The sequence below is a fragment of the Steroidobacter flavus genome (assembly GCF_042651805.1).
In the GTDB taxonomy this organism is placed as follows: domain Bacteria; phylum Pseudomonadota; class Gammaproteobacteria; order Steroidobacterales; family Steroidobacteraceae; genus Steroidobacter; species Steroidobacter flavus.
The window spans coordinates 3,264,677-3,289,082 of sequence record NZ_JBHSDU010000003.1 but is presented as its reverse complement, the minus strand read 5'-3'; the positions used below and the strand labels follow the sequence as shown (position 1 = coordinate 3,289,082).

16 protein-coding genes are annotated in these 24,406 nt (G+C 62.2%); 2 read left to right on the top strand and 14 right to left on the bottom strand.

All coding sequences use genetic code 11. The features are described 5' to 3' along the window. Window positions 1-2: 2 nt before the first annotated feature. The 8 genes from ACFPN2_RS19970 to ACFPN2_RS19935 all read right to left on the bottom strand — a co-directional run bounded on the left by ACFPN2_RS19970 (window position 3) and on the right by ACFPN2_RS19935 (window position 9,986). Entirely contained in the window at window positions 3-1,034 is a 1,032-nt protein-coding gene (locus ACFPN2_RS19970) for an efflux RND transporter periplasmic adaptor subunit (RefSeq protein ID WP_380599680.1), read from the bottom strand. 158 nt (window positions 1,035-1,192) lie between these two features. Continuing rightward, on the bottom strand, window positions 1,193-1,774 hold the full coding sequence (locus ACFPN2_RS19965; protein ID WP_380599678.1) for an NADPH-dependent FMN reductase: 582 nt from the start codon (window positions 1,772-1,774) through the stop codon (window positions 1,193-1,195). Between the two features lie 43 nt (window positions 1,775-1,817). After that, window positions 1,818-3,611 (bottom strand): sensor histidine kinase, encoded by a 1,794-nt coding sequence (locus ACFPN2_RS19960; RefSeq protein WP_380599676.1) that lies wholly within the window; start codon window positions 3,609-3,611, stop codon window positions 1,818-1,820. A gap of 134 nt (window positions 3,612-3,745) precedes the next feature. Beyond that, a complete protein-coding gene (locus ACFPN2_RS19955) occupies window positions 3,746-5,026 on the bottom strand; it encodes a sugar MFS transporter (RefSeq protein WP_380599674.1) in 1,281 nt (426 codons plus the stop codon). Window positions 5,027-5,129: 103 nt separating this feature from the next. Continuing rightward, on the bottom strand, window positions 5,130-6,911 hold the full coding sequence (locus ACFPN2_RS19950) for a DUF885 domain-containing protein (RefSeq protein ID WP_380599672.1): 1,782 nt from the start codon (window positions 6,909-6,911) through the stop codon (window positions 5,130-5,132). Between the two features lie 61 nt (window positions 6,912-6,972). After that, window positions 6,973-7,203 carry a hypothetical protein gene (locus ACFPN2_RS19945; RefSeq protein ID WP_380599670.1) on the bottom strand — a complete coding sequence of 77 codons (231 nt, stop codon included), beginning with the start codon at window positions 7,201-7,203 and terminating at the stop codon, window positions 6,973-6,975. Continuing rightward, the gene (locus ACFPN2_RS19940) at window positions 7,200-8,786 is read right to left on the bottom strand and encodes an FAD-dependent oxidoreductase (protein ID WP_380599668.1); all 1,587 of its coding nucleotides are present in this window, start codon (window positions 8,784-8,786) and stop codon (window positions 7,200-7,202) included. The genes ACFPN2_RS19945 and ACFPN2_RS19940 overlap by 4 nt, the downstream gene beginning before the upstream one ends. A gap of 3 nt (window positions 8,787-8,789) precedes the next feature. Then, complete coding sequence (locus ACFPN2_RS19935; protein WP_380599666.1) at window positions 8,790-9,986, bottom strand: NAD(P)/FAD-dependent oxidoreductase; 1,197 nt, start codon at window positions 9,984-9,986, stop codon at window positions 8,790-8,792. A 132-nt stretch (window positions 9,987-10,118) separates the two neighbouring features. Between ACFPN2_RS19935 and ACFPN2_RS19930 the strand changes: the two genes are divergently transcribed. After that, window positions 10,119-11,033, top strand: coding sequence for a LysR family transcriptional regulator (locus ACFPN2_RS19930; protein WP_380599664.1), 915 nt, complete (start codon window positions 10,119-10,121; stop codon window positions 11,031-11,033). A gap of 40 nt (window positions 11,034-11,073) precedes the next feature. Continuing rightward, entirely contained in the window at window positions 11,074-12,342 is a 1,269-nt protein-coding gene (locus ACFPN2_RS19925; protein ID WP_380599662.1) for an MFS transporter, read from the top strand. Between the two features lie 34 nt (window positions 12,343-12,376). Here the strand turns inward: ACFPN2_RS19925 and ACFPN2_RS19920 are convergent, their stop codons facing one another. The 6 genes from ACFPN2_RS19920 to ACFPN2_RS19895 all read right to left on the bottom strand — a co-directional run bounded on the left by ACFPN2_RS19920 (window position 12,377) and on the right by ACFPN2_RS19895 (window position 24,156). Continuing rightward, window positions 12,377-13,297, bottom strand: coding sequence for a dihydrodipicolinate synthase family protein (locus ACFPN2_RS19920; protein WP_380599660.1), 921 nt, complete (start codon window positions 13,295-13,297; stop codon window positions 12,377-12,379). 87 nt (window positions 13,298-13,384) lie between these two features. After that, the gene (locus ACFPN2_RS19915) at window positions 13,385-14,701 is read right to left on the bottom strand and encodes an amidohydrolase family protein (RefSeq protein WP_380599658.1); all 1,317 of its coding nucleotides are present in this window, start codon (window positions 14,699-14,701) and stop codon (window positions 13,385-13,387) included. 113 nt (window positions 14,702-14,814) lie between these two features. Further along, the gene (gene nagE / locus ACFPN2_RS19910; protein WP_380599656.1) at window positions 14,815-16,545 is read right to left on the bottom strand and encodes an N-acetylglucosamine-specific PTS transporter subunit IIBC; all 1,731 of its coding nucleotides are present in this window, start codon (window positions 16,543-16,545) and stop codon (window positions 14,815-14,817) included. Window positions 16,546-16,574: 29 nt separating this feature from the next. Then, window positions 16,575-19,316 carry a phosphoenolpyruvate--protein phosphotransferase gene (gene ptsP, locus ACFPN2_RS19905; RefSeq protein WP_380599654.1) on the bottom strand — a complete coding sequence of 914 codons (2,742 nt, stop codon included), beginning with the start codon at window positions 19,314-19,316 and terminating at the stop codon, window positions 16,575-16,577. Then, a complete protein-coding gene (locus tag ACFPN2_RS19900) occupies window positions 19,313-21,478 on the bottom strand; it encodes a family 20 glycosylhydrolase (RefSeq protein ID WP_380599652.1) in 2,166 nt (721 codons plus the stop codon). Before ACFPN2_RS19900 ends, ptsP begins: the two co-directional genes overlap by 4 nt. A gap of 95 nt (window positions 21,479-21,573) precedes the next feature. After that, entirely contained in the window at window positions 21,574-24,156 is a 2,583-nt protein-coding gene (locus ACFPN2_RS19895) for a TonB-dependent receptor (RefSeq protein WP_380599650.1), read from the bottom strand. Window positions 24,157-24,406: the final 250 nt, after the last annotated feature.

Sequence of the window (24,406 nt, the reverse complement as noted above, 5' to 3'; positions counted from 1 at the left end):
CTTCAGGAGCTCGCTTTCTGCTGCTCGGCCGGCGCGCCTTGCTCGCGCACCGGGCCGCCATCGCGCAGGTTCTGCGTTCCTTCGACCACTACGCGCTCATGTTCCTTCAAACCGTCGACGACCTCGACCACGCCCGGACGACGCTTGCCAAGCTTCACCGCGCGACGCGTTGCCTCGCCGTTCTCGACCACGAAGACAAACGTATGACCCTGCTCCGGCACGATGGCGTTTTCCGGCACCAGCAACGCGGGCGCGACTTCGCCCTGCAGCTTCACGGTCATGAACATGCCCGGCCGCAGATCGCCCTTGGGGTTCGGCAACTCGGCGCGCACAGCGATGGAACGACTCACCGGATCGACGCGCGAATCGATCTGACTGACCTTACCTTTGAACTCGCGCCCCGGCAGACCGGCGGTGGCCGCGGTCACCGGCAGGCCTTTCTCCAATGCATACAAATAAGTTTCAGCGACCGTGAAGTCGAGCTTGATGACCGACGTGTCATCGAGCGTGGTGATCACTGTGCCCGGGCTGACCAGGCTGCCGAGACTCACCCGGCGAAAACCGGTCTTGCCGTCGAAGCTGGCGCGAATGATGGTGTCCGCCAGACGCGCCTTCGCCACATCGACGCGTGCTTGATTGGCTTTCAACGTCGACTCGATCAGATCGAGCTGCGACACCGACAACGCCTGCTGCGCATACAGATCGCGACTGCGCTTGAAGTTGTTCTGACTTTCGGCGAGCGCGGCTTCGGCTTCCGCCAACGCGGCGCGGGCTTCGTCGCCATTGAGCTCGACCAGGATGGCGCCTTTGCGGACCCGATCGCCTTCCTCGAAACGAATCGCGGTGACGGTGTTGGACGCTTTGGAGGTCACTTCGACCGACTCGTTGGCGCGAGCCGTGCCCACCGCCTCGATCTCGACGCCGAGCGGCTGAATGGTCGCGGCGGCGGTTTCCACATCGATGATCTGCGGCCCGACCGCCTTACCCGGCCCGGCCGGCTGACGCGAGCACCCCGCGGCGGCGATCACAAGCATCGCGCACAAGGCCCACTGCGACGGGGCGGGAGGGCGGGAACGTCGGTATGACATTGAATTCACTATCCGTGAGCAAGGCCTATAAGAGTAACCCGAGGCTCGGAGGCCCCGAACTAGCTGATAAACCTTTAATCGTCCGAACGGGGCTATCAGGAAATTTATGCGGCGAATCGCGACGCGAAGCCCACGACTTGCGCCGCGAGCATCTCGAACTGGGTCTGGGTCCGCTCATCCATACATAAGCCGGCCGCATCGAACAGCGGAACCGCGGTATTCAGGGTGATCCCGAGCGGAGTCGGCCAGCCGCGCAGGGCATGCACGATGGTGCGCACGGAGGTCAGCGTCGTCCCGGCACCCTGCCAGCCATATGCCGTCACGATGCAGCCGACTGCCCGGCCATCCAGATACGGCCGGGGCTCGTCGCGCAGGTCTTCGAGCAGATCGATGGCATTCTTCAGCAGCCCGGACATGCCGGCGTGATATGCCGGGGTCGCGAGAATCAGGCCGTCCGCCTGCCGAACCGTATCGACGAACCGCAGTTGCTCCGGGGTCCGCAGGGTTTCTTCCGGGGAATACAGCGGCAGGCAGGCGAGCGCCGTCCCGGGAATCACCTGCACTTGCGCGCCCAACCGCTCGGCCGCCGCGAGACAGGCGACCAGCGCCTTCTCGGTCGACGATCCGGCCTTGGTGGTCCCGCCGATGCCGACGATACGCAGACGCGAAGTAGCGGGATTCAGCAAAGACCGGCTCCATGAACGGGAGCCTCACCTTATCACCCGACCCTCACTCTTTGTTGGTCACCGCCGCGGCCGGCAGGGTGAAGCGGAAGATGGTGCCGCGACCGGGCTCGCTATCGACGGTGATTTTCCCGCCATAGCGACGCACGATGCGGGCGACGATGGCCAGACCGATGCCGACGCCGGGGAATTCGGCGGAGCTGTGCAATCGCTGGAACGGCTCGAACAAGCGCTGCGAACGTGACATGTCGAAGCCGGCACCGTTGTCACGCACCGAGAACACGATGCCGCCGGTGGCTTGCGTGCAGCTCACTTCGACCCGCGCATGCGGCGTGCGGCTGGTGTACTTCCAGGCGTTGCCCAGCAAATTGCCCAGCAGGCTCTTCATCAAGCGTGGATCGGCGTTGACCATCAAGTTCGACTCGATCAAGCACTCGACCCGGTGCCTCGGATACTGCTGACGCAGATCCTCGACGATGTTACGAGCCAGCGTGGAAATATCGACGCGCTCGTTCAACAGCTCCTGACGCGACACGCGCGCCAGCGATAGCAAGCCATCGATGATTTCGGACGAGCGCGTGACGTTCGATTGAATACGATCGATCCGTTGCGTGATCACATCGGTCATCACGCCGCCCAGATCGTCTCTGAGCAGCCCGGCCTGACCGGCAATCGTCCCCAGCGGCGAGCGCAGATCGTGAGAGGCCGATGCAGTGAATGCTTCCAGCTCTTCATTCGTCAGTGCCAGTTGCTGGTTTGCCTCCTGCAGCTCGGTGGTGCGCGCCGTCACGCGACTCTCCAGCTCGGCATTGAGCTGACCGAGATTGGTGTTCGCTTTCTCGAGCCGGTTGATGAAATGCCGGAGCAACACGGTCAACGCAATAAACAAAACAGAAATGCCGGCCAGCACGATGGTCAAGCCGCGCGTGCGATCGTGCCATTGCTGCAAAATAACTTCTTTCTCGCGGCTCGCCGACACGGCCAGCCGATAGCCGCCGAGCCGTCGAATCGCATAGATCCAGGTGCCGCTCGCGAACGGACTGGGCGATTCGACAAATCCGCCCTCCTCCGCCAAGTCGACACTGCCGCGATAAACGTCGCTGTTACGAACGTTGATCTGACCTTTGAGCGCCATCGTCGGCATCGGCACGCGTAACAACAGATCGCCGGCGGTGGACGTCACGCTCAATGCCCCGCCGCGGATCGCCATCGTCTCGTACAACTGATCGAGCGCATCGACGCCGAGCAACGCGCCCGCCCACACCGTCGCGCCCGAGCTGTCGATGGTACGAACTGCGATGGGAAATGCGCGCTGACTGGATTCGATGGGATCTTCGATGGTCTTGCCGATGAACACCCCGCGCGTCTCGTCTATCGCGGCCTGCACCCAGGACGGCGGCGCATCGAGCATCTGCACTTCGCGATTGCGGACGGCAGCCACGAATTTATTCGGCGCGAGCACGAACAGACCGCGGACGTACTCGCCGCTGCTCAACTCACGAGCCAGCAATTGAGCGGCGGTCTGCGACGGGATTTCGCTCAACCCGCCATTGGCATCGATGGCCTGAGCTGCGGTCCGCGCCGCGCCGAGGCTATCGTTCAGGACCGCCTGCAAATGAACATACATGCCGGCCGCGACAGCTCGCAGCTCGTGTCGGGCGGATTCGAGGGTTTCGGCCTTGTCGCTATAGACCCGCCAGGTGGCATAGCTCCAAAGTGCCGCAAGAATGAGAACAGCTTGCGCGACCACCGCACGCTTCACCAGCATCGGTAGTGCGCCGTCGATGAATCCTCGCTGCTGCGTGCGTCCTGCTACGCGGTGCCAGTTGCCATCCGTCATGAATTGCCCGTGCGGGATTTTCTTCGCGGCGGCAGTCTCTCACGCGGGCCCCGGAGCCCGCTACTCAGATCAACCGGTTACCTGTCTCCAGAAGCGTCGGCATCGCAAAGGATTTGTCAGGCCTGCGAGCAGCGTCACATATTGGCGCGGGCCCCTCCTGCCGAAATCTCCGCATCGGGAACGCTGCGGACCACGTGCCCCTTCAGTCCGTAGAACACGATGTAGGCGTAGCAGATCGCGGGCACGAAGAACGACGAGAGCAGACCGACGGTGTCGGCGAAGTAGCCCTGAATCACCGGCACGATGGCGCCGCCCACGATAGCCATGCACAGCACGCCCGAGCCCTCGCCGGTGTGACGACCCAGCTTGGCCAGGCCGAGCGTGAAGATGGTCGGGAACATGATGGAGTTGAACAGACCGATGGCGAGCACCGCCCACATCGCCACCTTGCCCGACAGGCTCATCGCGATCAGCAACAACGCGATGGCGCAGGCGGCGTTGAACGCAAGCACGTGACCGGGCTTGATCTTACGAAGCACGACCGCGCCGATGAAACGACCCACCATGGCACCGCCCCAGTACAGCGACAGATAGCCGCCGGCGGTCTTCTCGCTCAGTCCGCCCACGTCGGGTTGGGACATGAAATTCACCAGCAAGCTGCCGATCGCCACTTCCGCGCCGACGTAAGTGAAGATGGCGACCGCGCCGAGCACCAGGTGCGAGTGTTTCCAGACGCTCGGCACGTTGTGATCGTCGCCAGCCGCGGTGGTCGCATCCGTGCCCTTCACCACCGGCAGCTTGAACTGCGAGAACACGATGGCGATCAGGAACAGCAGGCCGGCGAGCACCAGATACGGCCCTTGCACCGTCTGAATCTCCTTCGCCGTATCCACCGCCGCGCCGGCGCTCACCGACGCTGACAAGATGAACATCGAGCCGAGGAACGGGCCGACCGTCGTGCCCAGGGAATTGAACGCTTGCGTCAGATTCAAGCGGCTCGCGGCCGTTTCGCTCGGGCCGAGAATGGTGACGTAGGGATTCGCGGCGACCTGGAGCAGCGTGATGCCCGAGGCCAATACAAACAACGCCGCCAGGAACAGCGGATACGACTGCATCGACGCCGCCGGGTAGAAGCCCAGACAAGCGATACCCGCCGTCGACAGCCCGATGATGATGCCCCGTCGATAGCCGAGCCGTTCGACCAGATAGCCCGAGGGCACCGACATCACGAAGTACGCGCCGAAGAAGCTGAACTGAATCAGCATGGCCTGCACGTAGCTCAACGTGAAAATGGCCTTCAGGTGCGGAATCAGGATGTCGTTCAGCGAGGTGATGAACCCCCACATGAAGAACAGGGAGGTCAGCACCACCAGTGCAGGCAGGTAGCTCGGCTGCTGGCCGCTATTGGAATTCATTCTCTATCCCCCGGATGGTCCGACGCTGTCGCTCAAGGTGACAACGTTGTCAGCATGCCAGAGACAGGGGCCGGGGGGAAAGGGGGTGGCGGCGTTGGTATCGCTAACGAGGCAACTTTCCCTGTGCGAACAAGGATTCGCGCACCAGCGCGGGCGGAATGGCCCCGACGCCCAACAATCGATCATAGAACTCATTCGGCGGATTCAGCTCACCGTATTGCTTGATGTAATCGGCACGGATCTGTTCGATCTCCTGCATACCGATGAGATAGCCAAGCACATACGTCGGCCGCTCGATGTACATGCCCACGTCGAGTCCGGCGGCATAACGATCGAAGCGCACCTTCTCCGAAAGAAACGTCACTGCGTCATCGAAGCTCATGCGCCCCGTATGCAAGCTCACATCGAGAATCACGCGCGCCGCGCGCCACAAGCGATTGCGCAGCTGAGTGAGTCGCACGTCGTCGCCTTGCAGGAAGCCCTGCTCGAACATCATCTCTTCGGTGAACAAGCCCCACCCCTCGGACATGATGGACTCGTGCACGATCTTTCGAAGCAATCGCGAGTTCTGCTGGCGCTTCAGGCCCTCGACGTGATGCCCCGGATACGCCTCATGGACGGCGATGATCGGAATCCACGCCGTGTGATGCGACCGCAGCCGATCCTCACGTTGCTTCGGCGTCATCCAGTCTTCGATGGGCGTGAGCACCAGCTTGCCTTCCAGCTCGCTGCCGAACGCATCGACCGACTGAAACGTCCCGAACGGCGACGAGCGTCGCATGGCCGGCGGCGTATCGATGGTGATCACCCGCTCGCCGGGCGGCAGCGTGACGATGCGCTTCTCGATCACGAATGCTCTGGCGCCATCGATCTTTGCTTGATAGGCCTGCTTGATTCCGTCGGCGGGCGGATGATCGTCCTTGAGCTTCTCGTAGACCTCGGTCCAGTGCCTGGCCTTGGGATCGATCCGTTTCGCGACCTCCTGCGCCAGTGCTTCCGTTTCCTCGAACGCCTTCTGGCCGCGGGCCAGGATGGCATCGGCATCGGTGTCCATCATCCAGCGGTGCTGGAGAACGTAGTCGTAGTTCTCTTTGCCGAACACCCAGGAACCGGTCGATCGCGGCAGCAGGTCATCCTTTAGAAACTTCAAATAATCATCGAGTGCTGACAATGCGGTTTTCGTCGAGGCATTCAACGATTCTTTAGCATCGCCGGCCTGCGCGGCGAGCGTCGGCGCACTCTCGCGCAGCAGTTTGATCGTGCCTTCGGTCTTGAAGATCGCCGACTCGGTGAAGCTGCGCGACGGCGTTTTCAGATTGCGCCGAGCGTGATCGAGCCTCGTCGGCACGTCCTTGAGTACGGCGACCAGTGATGTGGCGCGCTCCTGCGGCGTGCCGGGCGCCGTCGGCTCGAGGCCCCGACCGATCTCGGGCGCGGGCACGTATAGGGCTGGATCGTTCTCCCAGATGCGACGGGCTTCGGCGGTGTGGATCGATGAGTCCAGCAAGCCGATCATCAAGCGCCGGTCGATATCCTCGTCGAGCGACAGGCCATCCTTGCTCACTTGCCGGACCTTCTCCAGCAACTGACGCCGCACGTCGATCTCGTGTTGAAACGCGGCGGCGGAGACGTCGAGCAAGCCACCCATCTCGTCCTCTTCCGGCCTTTCGACCTTCGCGAATTCCTGGATCAGCGATTCGAGCGCGACCGCCGCTGCTGACGGCGCGGACGCTGCTGCCACCGGCGCGGCTTCCTTGCGTGAACAGCCGGCCAACCCACCGATGGCGAGCACGACGCCGAGCAAGCCGGCAACGACGAGTGATGGCAGTGATGCGCACCGCGCAAGGGGCCAGTAAGTGGCGTTGATTGAAGGGCTACGTTTCATGGGAGCCTGCAAGTCGAAAGTCGCTAACGTGATTGTTTACGATCGCCAGCTGTCGCTGAGTTTACTTTTCGGCCACACGCCTACGAGCGCCACTGACGCGCTCCCGGCCTAACGACCACACCATGGCCACCACCAGCATCATTGCGACCGTTCGTTGCCTTGGCCGCCAACGTCGGCGCTCAACGAAAATCAGCGGCGCGATCTTCAACGCCTTCGGTCGCTCGATTGCACTGGGCACGATTGTCGGGTTGTTGTTCGCGTACTTCGACTGTTGAGCATCGGGCGCATTCATGGCCGACTCATGAATGCGGCGAGAGGCACTGGTTTCACTGGCGCTTGCGCTTGGAAGGGACCGACGTCGTTGGGTTGCACGCCCCGCGCTTCGGCGATGACTCGGGCGACGTTGTCGCCGCACATTCGGCCTTGGCACAGGCCCATGCCGACTCGGGTTAGTGACTTCACGCCATCCGCCGACAGAGTGTGTTTGTTATCTGCCAGCGCCCGGCGGAGTTCACCTCGTTTGATGGACTCGCAGGGACACACGATGGTGTCGTCGCTCATTGTTTGTAACTGGAGACCCGCAGGCGGGCGAGCCAGTTCCTGCAGGATTGCGGAGAAACGTTGCAGGCGTGACAAACGTTTCCTCGCCGACGCCGCCAGGTTGTGAGCTCGATGGTCGTCCACACGACCGAGTGCGCGCAGGATGCCAACCGCGGCGATGCGACCTTTCTCTAGCGCCGCGTCCGCGCCATCGACGCCGGTGATCTCGCCGGCCACGAACAAATCTTCGATACTCGATTCGAGCCATTCGTCATGGCACGCGAGCCAGCCGCCGGCGTGATCTTTCCAGTGCATCTCAGCCCCCGCCTGTCGCGCGAGCTCGGATGAGGTGAGAAAGCCGTGACAGATGCCGATGCGATCGCATTCGACAACTGCGGTTTTGTGAGAATCGATCGCTCCGTTTGTATCGATTGCGGCGACCGTTGCACGCTCTACCGCTTCAGTGCCGTCAGCACGCACGACGGTGTGACCGAAGATCACGGGCACGCCGGCTCGACGCAGTCGGCCGAGGATATGAGAGATTTCGAGCAGCTGCCGACGATGCCGAAACGCCACGAGCGGGTGACGCATCATGAGCCACGCTTGTTGCTTCCGCTGAGTGAAAACAACCGCAGCGACTCGAGCGCCCGCGCTCAGCAATCGATCCGCGACGACGAGTTGCAAAGGATGACTGCCCGCGAGCAGGAAACGATTGCCCGAAACCAAGGGCTCGCTCTGTAAAAAGCCCTCGCCATCGCCATCCATGGCATTAGGCCGCACCCAGCCATTGGTGGTGAGCCCTTGAATCGCGCCCGCACCCATCACGCCGGGCAACGTCCACCCTGGAAACGCCAGCGGACGATCGTAACAACCCGGCGCCAGCAGCACGGCTCGAGCCCGTAGCAAATAAGCGCCGGCCGGCCCCTGAATCCACAGCTCATGCGCACCGCCGCCACTCTGTTCCGAGCCGACACAACCGACACCACGACGCCTCTGTTCCGAGCCGACGCAACCGATACCACGACGCCTCTGTTCCGAGCCAGCGACGTGTTTCTCGCCGTGGCTGCTGAATGCATCAGCGCGCGGGACTCGATACGCCGACGGTCGCATAATTCCGAGCACGGTCGATTGAAACCGCCAATCGATATCCTGCCGCTCGCTCACCGCATGCAACGCGACTTGCACGCTGCCGTACAACCCACCCGCACGCGCCTGCTCATCAACAACAGTCACATCGACGCCGTGCTCTCGAAGCAGCGCGGCGGCAGCGAGGCCGGCCGGGCCGGCACCGACGATGGCGACTTCGCACGTCGCATCGCTCGCGGGCTTACTCATGCTTCACACCGACGCCATGAAATTATTGATATGACTGAACCGCGCCGGGCTATATAAATCGATACTCGCAGACGCCCGCCCCTCCAACATCAACTCACTGATCAACCTCGCATACGTCGGCCCATGCGTAAACGCCGCGCCGCCCGCGGCAACAAAGAGCCCCGGCGCCTCCGGCACCGCGCCGAGCAGCGGCATCTGATCGGTCGTGATCCCGGTGATCCCCGTCCACGAACGTAACAAACGCAAATCACCGATCGCCGGCACGAGCCGCGCAGCCAGCGACAGATTCGCCATCACATTTTCAATCACCGGTTCAGCACGCCGCTGCGTGGTCATCGCCGAACCCTCACGCGCGAAGCGGCCCGGCCAACCGCCCCCAACCAGAATGTTTCCAGAAGAAACTTGCTTGAGCGTCAAGCGCTGACTCGCGTGCTGCACGAGATGAGGAATCAAAGGCGCGGCACGCTCGACGACATTCATCGACAACGGCACCGGGAAGATTGGCAAATGTAGATGCACAAGCCTCCCGATCTCTCCGGCCCAAGCGCCGGCCGCATTGAGCACCGCCCCAGCAACAACATCCTGAGTCTGCCCGGCACGATCCACCGTCGTAACAACCCACTCCGCACCATCGCGCAGAAGCGCCGTCACTCGCGTCTGCGCTTGAATGCTGACACCCAACGCCTCCGCGCGACGAGCGAACGCCGGCGTCACGAGTCGAGGGTTCGCATGACCTTCGTGCGGAAAGTAGCCCGCGGCGATCACGCTCTCCGCCAGATACGGGGCGATCCGCCGCACTTCCGAAGCTGACAGCAACGAAGAACCGAGTCCCCATTTCTCCTGCAACGCTTGCCGCCTTTCCAGCAAGGCCACATCAGTCTCCGACTCAGCCACGATCAAACCGCCGTGCATTCCGACTTCGAGATCGGCCTGCAACTCCGCTTCGAGCCCACGCCAATCCTCGAGCGCAACCAGGCTCAACGGAATGATCTGCGCGAATTGGGAGGCGAGCTCATCGCCGTAGCGGATCAACCGGTACTCGAGTTGAAAATGCAGCGACCCGGCGTTGCGGCCGGAAGCTTCGCGATTAAGATCGCCTTGCTCGACCAGCCGCACACGGGCACCGCGCTTGGCGAGGTAATACGCGGCCGCGCAGCCTACCAGGCCGCCACCGAGCACCACCACGTCGAAGCGAGTCATCGTTCTCCGTCCCCCACCCTTTGACCGTCCAGCCGGTTTCCGGGTCAGAATATCCTGGACTCGATTGAATCCGGATGCGACCTCAACATAGACTCGACTTCGTTGCGTTTGCTGCAACTATCGGGGGAACGCATGCACGGGGAAATTCGACTGCGCTATCTGTACGAGGCGGCGCGGCTCGGGACGATGCGGGCGGCCAGCGACGAGCTGAATGTCGCGACCTCGTCCATCAGCCGGCAGATCGCCGCGCTCGAGAAGGAACTGGGCATGCGGTTGATCGAAGGCGGACGCCGCAAGATCAAGCTGACCGAGGCCGGCAATGCCGCCTTTGCTTATTATCGCGAGATGCAGGCTCACGAAGAAGTGTTCCTGTCGCGGGTCGCCGAGTTGCGCAGTATTCGCAGCGGCACCATCAACCTCGCGGTCGGCGAGGCCTTCATCAACGACTCGTTCAGCGAAGTCCTGCAGGACTTCATGCGCCGGTTTCCGGGACTGACGGTGCGCGTGAAGATGAGCGGCAGCAACGACGCCGTCGCGCTGGTGCGCGAAGACGAGGCTCACTTCGGTCTGATCTTCGATGTGCCCAAGGATCCGAAGGTCCGTGCACGTCTCACGTTGTCGCAGCCGTTGAAAGCCATCGTGCATCCCAAGCACGACCTGGCCAGTCGCAAGAGCGTGAAGCTGGCCGATCTCAAGGAGTACAGCATCGGCCTGCCGGAAGATTCGTTCCGCATCCGTCAGATCGTGCGCGAGGCCGAGCACGCCGAGGGCATCTTCCTCGAGCCCGGCCTGATCGCCAACTCGATGATGTTGCTGAAAGACTTTGCGAAGTGCGGTCGAGGCCTCACCTTCCTGCCGGAGTTCCTGGCGCAACCGCAGTTGAGCGAGGGCAAGCTGGTCGCGATTCCGATCGAGAACCCGGTGATGAACTCGACGCGCATCAGCCTGATCACGCGCACCGGCCGGCAAGTGCCGAACGGCGTGTATCGATTGATGCTGAGGATCGAAGCGCACTTGAAGAGCCTGATCGCGCCGACCAGTCGATAAACCACGCACGCGCTCGACGTCGTCGAGCGACGCGGACACCGTGAAAAAGATTCCCAACTTTCGCTGGGTGATCGTGCTGTTGCTGTTCGCAGCCACGGCGATCAGCTATGTCGATCGCCAGGTGTTGACTGTGCTCGCGCCGACGCTGCGCGATGAGCTGCAGATCAATAACACCGGCTATGCGTCGATCCTCACGGCGTTCCTGCTCGCGTACACGTTCATGCAGCCGGTCATGGGCTGGCTCATCGATCGCATCGGCACGCGCCCCGGATTCGCTCTGATCATGGCGTGGTGGTCGATCGCAGCGGGACTGCACGCGCTGGCCAATAGCGTCGCGTCGTTCGCGGTGTGCCGTTTCTTGCTCGGCGTGGGAGAAGCAGGCAGTTGGTCCGCCTGCGTCAAAGCCGTTTCCGAATGGTTTCCGCACGAGGAGCGAGGCTTCGCGACGGGACTGTGGAGCGCAGGTGTGAGCGCGGGCCTCGTCATCTCCGTGCCCATCGTCGCCTGGATCAATCTCACGTTGGGCTGGCGCTGGGCCTTCGTTCTCACGGGGCTCGTCGGCCTCGCGTGGCTTGCGGCCTGGCTGTGGCTCTATCGCCTGCCTCGCGCGCATTCGGCCGTCACCGACGAGGAGCTGCGTCATATCAGCGACGTGGGCGCGCCTGCAGAGCCGATCAAGCGCACGCCCTATCTGCAGCTACTGCGCTCACGTAACGTTTGGGCTGTGATCGCCGCGCGTGTGCTCGCCGATCCCTGGGTCTGGTTCTACTACTTCTGGATTCCCGAATATCTCACGCGCAGCGCTGGCTTCACCGCCGCCGACATCGGCAAGTACGCATGGATTCCGTTCGCCGCGCAGGGCGTGGGCATCGTGTTGGGCGGCGCGTTTTCCGATCTGTTGTGTCGTCGAGGGATGAGCGTACTTTCCGCGCGACTCACGGTGATGCTGATTGGAATGTTGTTGATGACGGCCGGCATCAGCGCGGCATTCGATCTCGGCATCGCCATTATTTTTATCGGCATCAGCACCGCGATGCTGGGCTTCGGGCTGTGGGCGCCGAATATGATGTCGTTGTGCGCCGATGCTTTTCCGCGCGACTCGGTCGGCTCAGTAGTTGGACTGGGCGGGATGGGCGCCGGAGCCGGTGGCATGGTGTTTACCATGGCCACCGGCTGGACACTCGATACTTATGGTTACGCACCAGTCTTTATTGCAGCCGGTGCTATTCCCCTGTTGGCCTTCGCCGTGCTTTTTACTCTCCTAGAGCGACCGAAAGCAAGTGCCGCGAATCTGGTCCGGACTTTTTGAGAATGACTCGCACTGCCGGCTCAGCCCCGAGGCCTCATGCATCAAGCTTGCCGAGCTGAATCAATGTTTGTCTCACGACACTCACGCCCTCGGGTTCGAGCGGCAATAACGGGCGCCGCGGATAACCGCCAGGCAGTCCGAGCTCATTCAACGCCGCCTTGAAAATCGCTTGCGCCGAGCCGAAGCGGCCCGTGTAGTCGGCGTTGAACCACGCTTGCATCAGCAGTTCATTTCTAGCACCGAGCCGATGTGCGCGCGGGATATCGTTATCCCAAATCGCGTTGAAGTAGTCGGGCTGCTCGCGACCGAGCACGCCGCCCGCGCCCATCGTGCCGTCGGCGCCTTGTTGAACCAGCAAGATGCCCAGATCGTTCATCGGCACGCCGAACACGCGTACCTTGTCCTTCAACGCGAAGAACACCTCGACGAAGCGGCGCAGATCGGCGGTCGAGTTCTTGATCGCGACAACGTTCGACAGCTCGGCGATCTGTTGTAACAGGTCGCGCGACATATCCACGTTCGTGCCCGGCGGCCAGTTATAAACGCAGATCGGCAACGACACCTGCTCGTTCACTTCGCGATAGAACTCGAGAATCTCACGATCGGTCGGCACCATGTACGGCGGCGGTGTGACCAGAATCCCGTTGAAGCCATTTTCTGCGGCCAGCTTCGCGTGCGCCGCGACCTCGCGCGACGTATAGCCGCTACAACCGGCGATGAGCGGCAGCTTGCCGCTAAGCTTGCGACCGACCGCTTGCATCAGCTGCTGACGCTCGGCCTGATCGATCGTGCACCACTCGCCCTGCGTGCCGCCGACGATGATCCCGTGCATTCCTTCCCGATGCAGCCATTCCAACAACCGATCCAGAGCATCGAGATCGAGCGCGCCGTCGGCGGTGAACGGGGTCGTGATCGCCGGAATGTAGCCCCGCCACTGGACCGAATGCCTGTCCATACTCTGACCTTCTAAGCTGCGCAGGCTGACACGCTAAGAACAATGCCAGGCCGGTTCAATAGACCTACGCGCGACATTACGTTGCGTTCACGGCAACGGTGCGTCGTGACGCACGACCTGTCCGCCTTTCATCACGAAGCTGAGGGTTCGCAATGCAGCGATGTCCTGCGCGGGGTTGGCATTCACAGCGATGATGTCCGCGTAGTGGCCGGGCTTGAGCGAGCCCACTTCTTTTTCCATGCCGAGCAGCGTCGCGGGCTTGAGTGTTCCGGCCTGCAATGCTTGTAGCGGCGTCATGCCGGCGCTCACATAGAGCTCGGCCTCGCGCACGGTCGCTGTCGTTCCTGCGTTCGGCTCAAAGGGAAATTGATCGGTGCCGAGCGCGATGTTCACACCGAGCTTCACCGCAGTCCGCAACATCTTGAGATGATCCTCGCGCGTGCTTTTCACCCGTTCCAAATACCACGGCGGCGAGCCGATCTTCCGAAAGAACTCCATCGCACCTTCGTCCGTCACCACCGCCGTCGGCACGAGCCACGTTCCTTTCGCTTGCATCGTGCGCAGTTGTTTCTCTGTCAAATGATATGCGTGCTCGAAACAATCGATGCCGAGCGCGAGCGCTTCATCCGCTGCGACCGGCGAACCGTTGTGAGCAGTCACCTTCACGCCATTACGATGCGCGACCTCGATGACTGTTTGCATCTCCTCGTGCGTCATGGTCGACGCTGCGATGCTGCCGTGAGAATCGGAGATGCCGCCGGAGATCGCGACCTTGATCCAGGTCGCCCCGTTCTTGATCTGCTGGCGCACCGCTTTCGCCAGCTCGGCGGTCCCATCGGCTTCGAGAAAACCGTGACCGCCCGTGGTCGCGATGATTTCACCGGCTGTTTGGATACGAGGGCCGAGTGCGGTGCCGTTGTCGATGGCGGCTTTCAGCGCGAAATCGCTGCCGTGTTCTTCGCCGACCAGACGGACCGTCGTCACGCCTGCATACAATGACTGCCGCGCGTTATCCGCCATGCGCAGCACCAGCTGCATGTCCGTCTCGTTCTCGAGCGCCGCGCCCGCGGGGCCCGGTAATTTCAAGCCGAAATGCGTGTGCATGTTCAACAGACCGGGCGCGAGCCACTTGCCGTCCATGCGGATCTTCTGCGCATCCGCTGGCACGCTCACGGCCGCTGCCGGCCCGACGGCCTTGATGCGATCGCCTTCGATGAGTACGACGGCATTGGGAATCGTCGAGCCGTCTTCAACATTTACGACCGAGGCACCGACGATGGCGACGGTGCCGGTTGGCGCCGATGCTTGAGTGAATACCGCGGTGGGGACGGCTAGCGATATGGTGGGCATGAGCGACGCCAACACCACCGCCAACAGCGTCGAACGCTTGCACCGTCGCCACATGAAGTTTTCTCGCCCCTGATGATTGGGGCGATATCATCGAAGCTACCGCTACCGCAGGTCAATCTGTATACCGACCGCTGTTCGTTGCATTGAACGCAACGACGCGACGGCGATCAGACGCGCAGCCGCCCCAATTCCGCGAGCACGCCGGGCGCGGTTGGGCCGATGAGGACATGGACGCTGTGAGCCTCCGGTCGCGCGATGCCCCTCACGCCAGCCAGCTTGGCGACATCTGCAGAGACAGCCGCGTCATCGCGCACAGTGAAACACAAGCGGCTGGCCGCCGCACGCATGTCGCGAATGTTCTCGAAGCCACCGAGCGTCTGTAGCAGCTGCGCCGCTGAGATTCTGCTCGGGGTCGCCGATGTTTCGACCGCGGCCGCCGCTGTAGAGGCAACGCTTGCAGGCAATCTCAGTCCGGCACGGATCGACGACGCCAGCTGGTCCGCAATCGGCCCGACGACAACCTGTAATGTTTGCTGTGACGGCCGCACGAAACCTCGGGCCCCGAGCGACTTGAGCGCTGCTTCGTTCACGACTTTCTGATCGGCAATCGACAGTCGCAATCGCGTGGTGCACGCATCGACGGCTACCAGATTGCTCGCGCCGCCGAGCCCACGAATCCATGCTTGAACAGAATCATCCTCCGTGCCCACATCGCTCCGCGCGCTCTCTTCGACTTCACGACCCGGCGTGGCGAGATTGAAGCGAGCGATGAAGAATCGGAACAGGCCGTAGTACAGCCCGAAATACACCAACCCGATCGGTATGAGCCACAGCGGTCGGGTCGCCTTGCCAAAGCTCAACACGTAGTCGAACAGGCCCGCCGAAAATCCAAAGCCGAGCCGCACGTTCAGCAGATCCATCACGACCATCGCGACACCGGTCAGCACCGCGTGAATGCCGTACAGCACTGGCGCCAGGAACATGAAAGAAAACTCGATGGGCTCGGTCACACCAGTGAGAAACGACGTCAGCGCCATGGAAAACAACATGCCGCCGACAGCAGCGCGCCGCGCCGGTGCGGCCGCCTGATACATCGCGAGACATGCAGCCGGTAGACCGAACATCATCACCGCAAAGTGACCGGACATGAATGCGCCCGCCGTCGGGTCGCCCGCGAAAAAACGTTTCAGATCGCCGGTCACCCCGTGAAAATCACCGAGCAGGAACCAGGCGACATTGTTCAAGATGTGATGCAGCCCGGTGACGATCAGCACTCGGTTCAACACGCCGTAGGCGAATATTCCAAAGGAGCCCGACGCCAGGACGGCGTCGCTCGTCGCATCCATGCCGCGCTCGAGGATGGGCCAGCCGAAACCGAAGGCCAGCGCGAGCAGAATGCCGGCCGTGCCACTCGCGATAGGTACGAAACGTCGGCCCGCAAAGAACGCCAGATACGCGGGCAACCGAATGTCGCTGTAACGGTTGTAGAGATAGCCCGCGATCAACCCATTCAACAAGCCGGCGGGCACACTGAGCTTGGCCAGTTCACGTTCACGGAAAGCAGCGATGGCGAAGTCGCGAGCCTGGCCAACTACCTGCGCGGTCACTTCCGGCGGTACAGAAATCAACACCTCCGCGCCTTTCGTTGTCACCAAATAGCCAACGACGCTCGCCAATCCGGCCGCGCCATGATTCTCTCGCGCGAGACCAACGGCCACGCCCATCGCAAACAACAAACCGAGATTGGAAAAGATCGCGTCGCCGGCGGCGGCAATCGCGGGGATGTCGAGTAGATCTTGCTGACCGAGGCGCAGCAGCAGTGCGGCGACAGGCAGTACGGCAATCGGCAGCATCAGCGCGCGGCCGATGGACTGCAAGCCGGTAAGTATGTTTTTCATTCACAACCCCTGCATCGCGCGTGCGTGAATTATTCCGCCGGCAGCAAGCCTCGCGCGGGCGCCATCGCTTCGTTCGCTAACGCGCGCACGGCTTCAGCCGTGTCCATCGATAACGCTCGTTGCGCCAGCGAGCGACATGCGTCGACGGTCACGGTCCGGATCAAGCTCTTCAGTTGCGGCACCAAGGTGGGCACGACAGAGAGTTCGCGCACACCGAGACCAATGAGAATGGGCACGGCCGCCGGCTCTGAGGCCAGGCCGCCGCACACCGCGACCAACTTGTCTTGCTCGTCGGCGGCGTCGACCGTCATCGCGATCAGATTCAACACGGCTGGATGCAAGCCATCGATACGATGCGCCAGCTCGGCGTGACCGCGATCCATTGCAAGCGTGTACTGCGTGAGATCGTTCGTGCCGATGCTCAAGAAATCCACTTCGCGCGCGATGCGGCCGGCGATCACGGCGGACGCGGGTGTTTCGATCATTGCGCCCACTTGCACGGGCGAGGTGATCGACAACTCACGACGGACTTCATCGAGCATCCGCCGGACCGCGCGAATTTCTGCCGGGTCGGTGATCATCGGCAAGAGCACGCGACATTGTTCGACGGGCTGCACTCGCAAGATCGCTCGCAGCTGAACTCTCAGGAGATCCGGACGCCACAGACTTGTGCGCACACCACGAAGACCGAGCGCTGGGTTTTCTTCGGCGGGCAGCGGCAGATAGGGAATGGGCTTGTCGCCGCCGATATCTAACGTGCGAATGACGAGCGGCCGGCTCTCGAGGGCGCTTGCGATGCCCTGATATTGCTGAAGCTGCTCGTCCTCGGTCGGCGACGCGTCGCGTTCGAGGAATAAAAACTCGGTGCGCAGTAGCCCACAACCTTCGGCGCCGTGCGCGACGGCGACTTGCGCTTCGGCAACGGAGCCAAGATTCGCGAACACTTCGATGCGCTCGCCATCGGCCGTTCGGCAGTCCACATGCGCGGCCGCGCGTTCGCTTTGTTGACGTTGCTTTCGCTGAGTCAATGTTTGTTCGGCGGCGGCCAGGGCGACTTGATCGGGAGAGATCGTGAGCGTGCCCTGCTCGGCGTCGAGCACGAGCCAGGCGCCGTCTTCTATGCTGAGCACATTCTCACCGAGCGCAACGAGTGCAGGTACACCCATCGCGGCGGCGAGGATCGCAACGTGGGAGGTTGGGCCGCCCGCGGCGAGGCAGATGCCGGTGAGTTTGGTTGCGTCTAAGGAGACGAGCTGAGAAGGCTTGAGATCTTCGGCGACCAGGATCGAGCGGTCGGGGAGCTGAGGAATGGCGACCGGGGCCTCGCCGCTGAGTGCCAGCAGCACTTGAGATTCCAAGTCGATCAGGTCATCAACGCGCTCAGACATGCGAGGGTCGCCGAGGGCGCGCAATGTGTCTGCACTGTCTCTAACTGCCCGACGCCAGGCGAAGGCCGCGCTCTTGCCACGAGAGATCGCGCGACGCGCGGAGGCGACGAGTTCCCAGTCGTCGATGAATTCAAGATGTGCGGAGATGACGTCCTTGGCCGCGCCCTGCGAGTGTTGTGCAAGCTGGTTGAGTCGAGCACGGACTTCGTCCCGAGCCCGTTCGAACTCAGCGCTCTCATGAGCGATGCCTTTGCCTGCTTCGACGACGGCGATCTCTGCAGCTTTGAGCGTGACCGCCCGACCCACCGCGAGACCACGGCTGGCAATGACACCGCGGAGTCGATTGGAGCCCGCGACCTGCGTGCCGCGATCAACGCCGCTGAACTGCGACTCACCGCCGCCTCTCGTAGTGCCAGCATCGCTAAAGCGCGAGTCATCGCCGGCTGATTCCTTGCTAGCGCCACTTGCCGATTGGCTAGCCGATTCCTTCGCTGCGTGCGGCGATTGAGCGCCACGCGCGACAGAGTCACTTCCTATCCGTGCCTGGCCCGCGCGGGCTGCGGAGCGGCCCTGCGCGGCGGCGGCGTTATTCGCCGAAGCGACATGCACCCCAGCGGTCGGCGCCTCCTTGATCCCAACGACCACCTGCCTCATCTGCTCGATCGCGGCGGCGTCGCGAGAAATCAGTGTTATCTCATCGCCGTGCTTCACGCCCAACGCCATCAGCGACACCGCGCTCCTCGCGTTGGCGCTGCGCCCATGAGCAGCGACCGTGATCTCCGAGGCCTGCGTCTTGGCGAAGTTGGCAATCACCGCCGCGGGGCGCGCATGAATCCCATGCTCCAGCGACACAACGAACCGCAACGTTTGTTCCTGCGCCACCTCGCCAGACGACGCAGCGACAGCCGCCCCCGTGGCGACCACATCGAACAACGCATCGCCAACCTCAACCGCCACGCCGACACACGCATTGGCAACCGTGAAGAGGTCCCCGTTAGTAATGAGCATCGGCGTAATCAAACTCTTCGCCCCACGAGCCAGCACATCGAGATCGAACTTCAACAGCGGCTGCCCGCGACTGACTCGCGCACCGGCTTGAACCAGAGCATCGAAGCCGTTGCCACCCAACGCAACCGTATCGATCCCAACATGCAGAAGAATCTCCGCCCCATTCTCCGCCCGCAAAGCAACCGCATGCTTCGACGTCGCGACCGACACAATCTCGCCATCGCAAGGCGCATACAACGTATCGCCGGTGGGATCGATAGCCACGCCGTCGCCGAGGAACCGCTGAGCGAACACCTCATCCGGCGTTTCATCGAGCGAGGAGCACCAGCCGCGCAGCGGCGAGTGCAGCTTCAACGATTTCACAGCATCGCTCATTCCGTCCCCGCGGCCGTGGTGGTTTTCAATTCGATGGAATCGATCGTCCAGATCGGATCGATGCTCTTCCGGGTGAACGTGAGACACAGATCGTGCAAGCCTTCGCGCGGCTTGATAGTCGCCGCCGGCAAAGTCGTCACCGCGAAATTCCCAACCGCCGGCGCCAGCGGCAACACAGCGATGCGCTCGCCGTTGCAATCATCGACTCGCACTTCCAATTCACCCGCCGGTGTCGCCGGCTTGGACAAAACAATCTCCTTCACCGCATCGCCGATCTGAAAGTTGAACGGCACCTGGCCGACTGAAGCCACCAACGCAGTGGCCTTGGAAAGATCCGCGCCTTTGAACATCCAGCACGGATTCATGATGTCCACTTTGAAGACAGCGCGATCGCCGGCCAGCGGCGCATCGTCTTCCAACATCAGCGCAATCTTGTCCGTGCACAGCGCCATCTCATGACTGGTGCGATGGAACGGATCCACAGGTCGCGGCATCGGCGCTTCAGCGAAACGAACATCGAGCACCTGGTAGCGCTCGAGCTGCGCCGACAAACGTTCAGAAAATCCCGCCCAATCCTTGGTCGGCGACCAACCGACCTCGGCAATCGCGGCCGCGCGCGGGAACGCCATGAACTCAACGCGAGCCGGCGTACGAATATGTTCCGTCCAGAGATTCGCCTGAACCCCGAGGATATGTTTCCGTTGCTCCTCGCTGATCGCTGCCGGCGCCGGATCGAACGCGTAGACGTTCTCTACCGTCGAGATCTCCACCCGACCCGGCGAGGTCGGCGTGTCGAACGGACGCCGATCGAAATAAAGCGTGGGCTGCGGCGACAACACCGTATCGTGCCCCGAAGCCGCGGCCGCAACCGCGCCATCGATGCCACGCCACGACATCACCGTGGCATTCGGCGCCAACCCTCCTTCGAGAATTTCATCCCAACCAATCAAGCGCCGGCCCTTGCTGGTAAGAAACGTCTCCATGCGCCGGATGAAATAGCTCTGCAGCTCGTGCTCGTCCTTCGCCCCGAGCTCACGCATGCGAGCCTGCACACGACGGGATGCTTTCCACTGATCCTTGACCGCCTCATCGCCACCGACGTGGATGTACTCCCCAGGAAACAACGTGACGACCTCAGCCAGCACATCTTCGAGAAATTGAAACGTCGCTTCCTCGGCGTTGAACAGATTGGGATACACACCCCAGTCGGCAGGCACGTCAGGTGAAGGTCGATCGAGCACTGCCAGCTTCGGATACGCAGCGATCGCCGCGCTGGCATGACCCGGCATGTCGATCTCGGGAACGATGGAGATGTTGCGAGACCTCGCGTAGGCCACGAGGTCCCGCACATCCTCCTGCGAATAAAAACCGCCATACAACCGCGGCTTGCCCGTGGCCGGATCGATATCGGCAGCAGCCGCGGGCCCGGCGGGCACACGCCACGCGCCCACTTCAGTGAGCCGCGGATATTTCTTGATCTCCAGCCGCCACGCCTGATCGTCGGTGAGATGCCAGTGCAACACATTCAACTTATGCAGCGCCATCACATCGATGAACTTGCGAATGAACTCCGGCGGCTGATAGTGGCGCGCGGAGTCCAGCATCAAGCCACGCCAGGCGAAGCGCGGCGAGTCTTCGATGGTGACCGCAGGAACGACGAAGCCGCCCTGCTGTTTCGACAGCAACTGCCACAACGTCACGGCGCCGTAGAAAAGGCCGCGAGAGTCGGCGGCGGAGATGACGATTCGCGAGGGGGAGGACGCAAGCGAATAGCCTTCGGGGCCGCCGGCGCTCCCGCCGGCCGTGAGCTCGAAACGGATCACATTGGAGTCAGGCACATTGCCCGCGGTGCCCAATCCAATGCCGTAGGTCTCTTGGAATAAACCAGTGAGATAACCGCCGAGACGCTCGCCGTCGACGCCGTCGCCAAATTCGAGTCGGGTGTTGCCACCCACCGCGAAAGCGCCAGTGCCGGCCTCCATTTTGCGAGGCGCGGGAATGATGCGGGGGCCCTCAATCGCCGTACGGCTCAGAGGAGACTCCGAGCCGGACGGCGATTGAGGGCTTCCGTTACCCGGCGAGCCACCACAGGCGGCGAGCACGAGAGCGGCCAGCACTCCCACGACAGTGCGATTCGCAACGGTCATCCGTCTTTGCTTCATGCGTGAGTACTCGCCGGCTTCAGACGAGGCGTCTGCCGTGGGGTACGAGCTTGGATCAGGGCCGCGGATGTTTCAATCCGCGGCCCCGATGGCACTTACAGGGAGAAGCGCACGCCGGCGAAGTACCGGCGGCCGTTCTTATAGAGATTCAGCAAATGACTCTCTTCGCCCGCGTACTCGTAGTGCGTCTCGTCCAGCATGTTGAGGATCTGCGCCGTCAACTCGATGTTGTCGGTCAGACGCCAGCCGAAGGCCGCGTCGAGCTGCGCGTACTCGTCGGTGGTCACCGCCACGCCATTGCGGCCGATCTCACGGAAGTACTTCGAGCGCCAGCCATAGGTCAGGCGGGCGTTGATGGTGCCGTTGTCGTAGTACGGCGTGAGATTGATGGTGTGTTTCGAGCTGAACGGAATCTGCAAGCCTTCATCCGTGGTGCCGTCCGCGTACGTGTAGTTCGCCTGCAGACCGAAGTCGCCCCACAGACTGGTTTGATAGGTCAGCTCCGAGCCCTGGATCTCGCCGCCGGCGCCATTGCGAGGACGCGTCACGTCGAAGGTCTCGATCTGTCGGGAGTTGGTATCGAACTGCTGTTCCGGCGACGACTGACTGACGATGAAGGAACGCACGTCCTTATAGAACAGCGTCACCGCCAGCAGACCCTCATTGCCCATGTACCACTCCGCCGAGATGTCGAAGTTGCTGGCGCGGTACGGATCGAGATTGGGATTGCCGCCGCGGCCGGAGTTCGTGGTGTTATCCAGTTCCACGAACGAAGCCAGATCGGCGAAGTTGGCGCGTGCCATGGAACGTGACGCCGACAGGCGCACCACCACGTCATCCGCGACGTCCATCGCGAAGTTGAAGCTCGGCAACCAGTCGTTGTAATCCTTCGAGAACGAGTTCGGCTGGAACACACCACCGCCCACGGCCGTGAAGCCCGAGCTGGACTGATCCGTCATCACGTAGCGCAGACCGAGATTGCCGCGAAAGCCCTGGCCAGTGAAGTTGAACTGCGTGTAGGCGCTGGAGATCTCCTCTTCCACGTTGAACATGGCATTGGGGAACGGCGTCAACGCGGCCAACGGCGCCGCCGTAAACGGATTGACCACCGGCGCACCCGCCACGAAACGCTCCAGGGCGCCGCGATTCACCGTCATCCAGCGCTCCAGACCGGCGTTCGTGTCCGCACCGTCGAGCATGTTTCCAGGCGTCAGGCCGCCAGCGAAGTTAGCGAGACCCTGGCCGGCCAGCGCATCGCCATCAATGTTTCCAATGCGCGCGTCCTGATCCGTCTTGTGCTCGCGATACTTGGCGCCGAACAGCCATTGATTGATCGGGCCCCAGCCCAGGTCGCGAATGAAATCGGCCTGCACATACTGTTCTTCGTCATGCGTCGGCTGCTGACGGGACTGACCGAAGCCGATGCTTGGCAGGGACGCCGCGCTGGCCGGATCGTTCGCGAAAGTGACCGAGGCGCGCTCCTTGCCGATGTCGTAGCTGTAAGCACCGCGGCCTTCGTATTCCAGGAAGTACTGTTGCTGAGTGCCGCCGTCGGCTTCAGTGGTGCCGATGGTGGCGCTGCCGGACCAGCCATCGCCGCGCCAGTCGGCCTTCAGATCGACCGCATAGGTTTCCACTTCCGAGCGCCGAGAGATGGCGTCGAGGAGAGTGAGGCCGTTGGAGAACGAGCCCGAGGTGATCAAGCCATTGCGGACAGTGGCGCTGGTCATGGTCGGCTTGCTGGCTTCCGCGCCGAAGAAGGCATACCGGCTCTGGTTGTAGTTGTCGTACTCGGCCTTCACATACAAACCGGTGAGATTCAGCTCGAAGCTGTCGCTCGGCTTCAATTGCAGGCCGATCGTGCCGCTGTTGCGGGTACGATCCTGCACGAACAGCGCCGAGTTGATCGCATTGGGGAACACGGCGGAGCGATCGGCCACGACGCTGGCCGGAAGACCGGCGCCACCCGCCGTCGGATAGCTGAAGGTCTCGATGCCGTGACGCTCCAGCTCCTCTTCGGAACGCAGCGCCGTGAAGATCACGCCGAAAGTATCGGCATCGTTCTTCCAGCTGAACAGCGCCGAGTAGTTCGGCTTGCCCTCTTTGGCGCGATCGTTGTACGCGTAGTCGAGCGAAGTGCGCAGCGTGCTGGCGGGAAGATCGATCGGCCGACGCGTGTTCAGAATCACGGTGCCGCCGATGCTGCCCTCATCGATGCGCGCTTCGGGGCTCTTGTAGACCTCGAGGCTGGAAACGATCTCGGGCGCGAGCAGCGTGTAGTTGAAGGTGCGGCCCGGCGAATCGAGGATGAACCAGTCGGCGGACGCGACCGTCTGCCCGTTGAGCAGCGTGCGGTTCAACGCCGGATCGGTGCCACGGATGCTGACGCGCTCGCCCTGACCGAACTGACGGTCGATGTTCACGCCCGGCACATGCGACAAGGACTCGGCCGCGTTCTTGTCCGGGAACTTGCCCATGTCCTCGGCCGAGATCACGTCGACGATGGCGGTCGCTTCGCGCTTGGTCTCCACGGATTCGCGTAAGCTGCCGCGAATACCGCTAACGACAACCTCCTCGACTTCACTGCGATCCATCGTCTGCGTTTGCGCAACCGCGGCCTGCTGGAACAACGCCAGCGTGACTGCGGCACCGATCAGAGTCGTGCTTCTGTAGCTCATACGCTCCCTACCCCTTGGTTGTGTTTTGATCAGACCAATATGGGTCCAATATAGTACCAGTCTGAGCAAAAAGCCAAGCCCCGTTAGTACCATTAGTTTTTAATCGGGTTTTTTCACTGGAATACAGCCGCTTAGGTGTTCATATCGGCAAGACCACTGGGCCATTGGTATTGCATTGGTAATATTCCGATGGCATCTTCCACTCCAGATTGCACTACAACAGCAAGATTCATCCCCGAGGAGCTTCGGC

Bases quoted from the DNA above. Each gene is read 5' to 3' on its own strand.
- ACFPN2_RS19970 (WP_380599680.1), bottom strand. From the start codon at position 1,034: ATGCTTGTGATCGCCGCCGCGGGGTGCTCGCGTCAGCCGGCCGGGCCG.
- ACFPN2_RS19960 (WP_380599676.1), bottom strand. From the start codon at position 3,611: ATGACGGATGGCAACTGGCACCGCGTAGCAGGACGCACGCAGCAGCGA.
- ACFPN2_RS19955 (WP_380599674.1), bottom strand. From the start codon at position 5,026: ATGAATTCCAATAGCGGCCAGCAGCCGAGCTACCTGCCTGCACTGGTG.
- ACFPN2_RS19950 (WP_380599672.1), bottom strand. From the start codon at position 6,911: ATGAAACGTAGCCCTTCAATCAACGCCACTTACTGGCCCCTTGCGCGG.
- ACFPN2_RS19945 (WP_380599670.1), bottom strand. From the start codon at position 7,203: ATGAATGCGCCCGATGCTCAACAGTCGAAGTACGCGAACAACAACCCG.
- ACFPN2_RS19940 (WP_380599668.1), bottom strand. From the start codon at position 8,786: ATGAGTAAGCCCGCGAGCGATGCGACGTGCGAAGTCGCCATCGTCGGT.
- ACFPN2_RS19935 (WP_380599666.1), bottom strand. From the start codon at position 9,986: ATGACTCGCTTCGACGTGGTGGTGCTCGGTGGCGGCCTGGTAGGCTGC.
- ACFPN2_RS19930 (WP_380599664.1), top strand. From the start codon at position 10,119: ATGCACGGGGAAATTCGACTGCGCTATCTGTACGAGGCGGCGCGGCTC.
- ACFPN2_RS19920 (WP_380599660.1), bottom strand. From the start codon at position 13,297: ATGGACAGGCATTCGGTCCAGTGGCGGGGCTACATTCCGGCGATCACG.
- ACFPN2_RS19915 (WP_380599658.1), bottom strand. From the start codon at position 14,701: ATGTGGCGACGGTGCAAGCGTTCGACGCTGTTGGCGGTGGTGTTGGCG.
- nagE (WP_380599656.1), bottom strand. From the start codon at position 16,545: ATGAAAAACATACTTACCGGCTTGCAGTCCATCGGCCGCGCGCTGATG.
- ptsP (WP_380599654.1), bottom strand. From the start codon at position 19,316: ATGAGCGATGCTGTGAAATCGTTGAAGCTGCACTCGCCGCTGCGCGGC.
- ACFPN2_RS19900 (WP_380599652.1), bottom strand. From the start codon at position 21,478: ATGAAGCAAAGACGGATGACCGTTGCGAATCGCACTGTCGTGGGAGTG.
- ACFPN2_RS19895 (WP_380599650.1), bottom strand. From the start codon at position 24,156: ATGAGCTACAGAAGCACGACTCTGATCGGTGCCGCAGTCACGCTGGCG.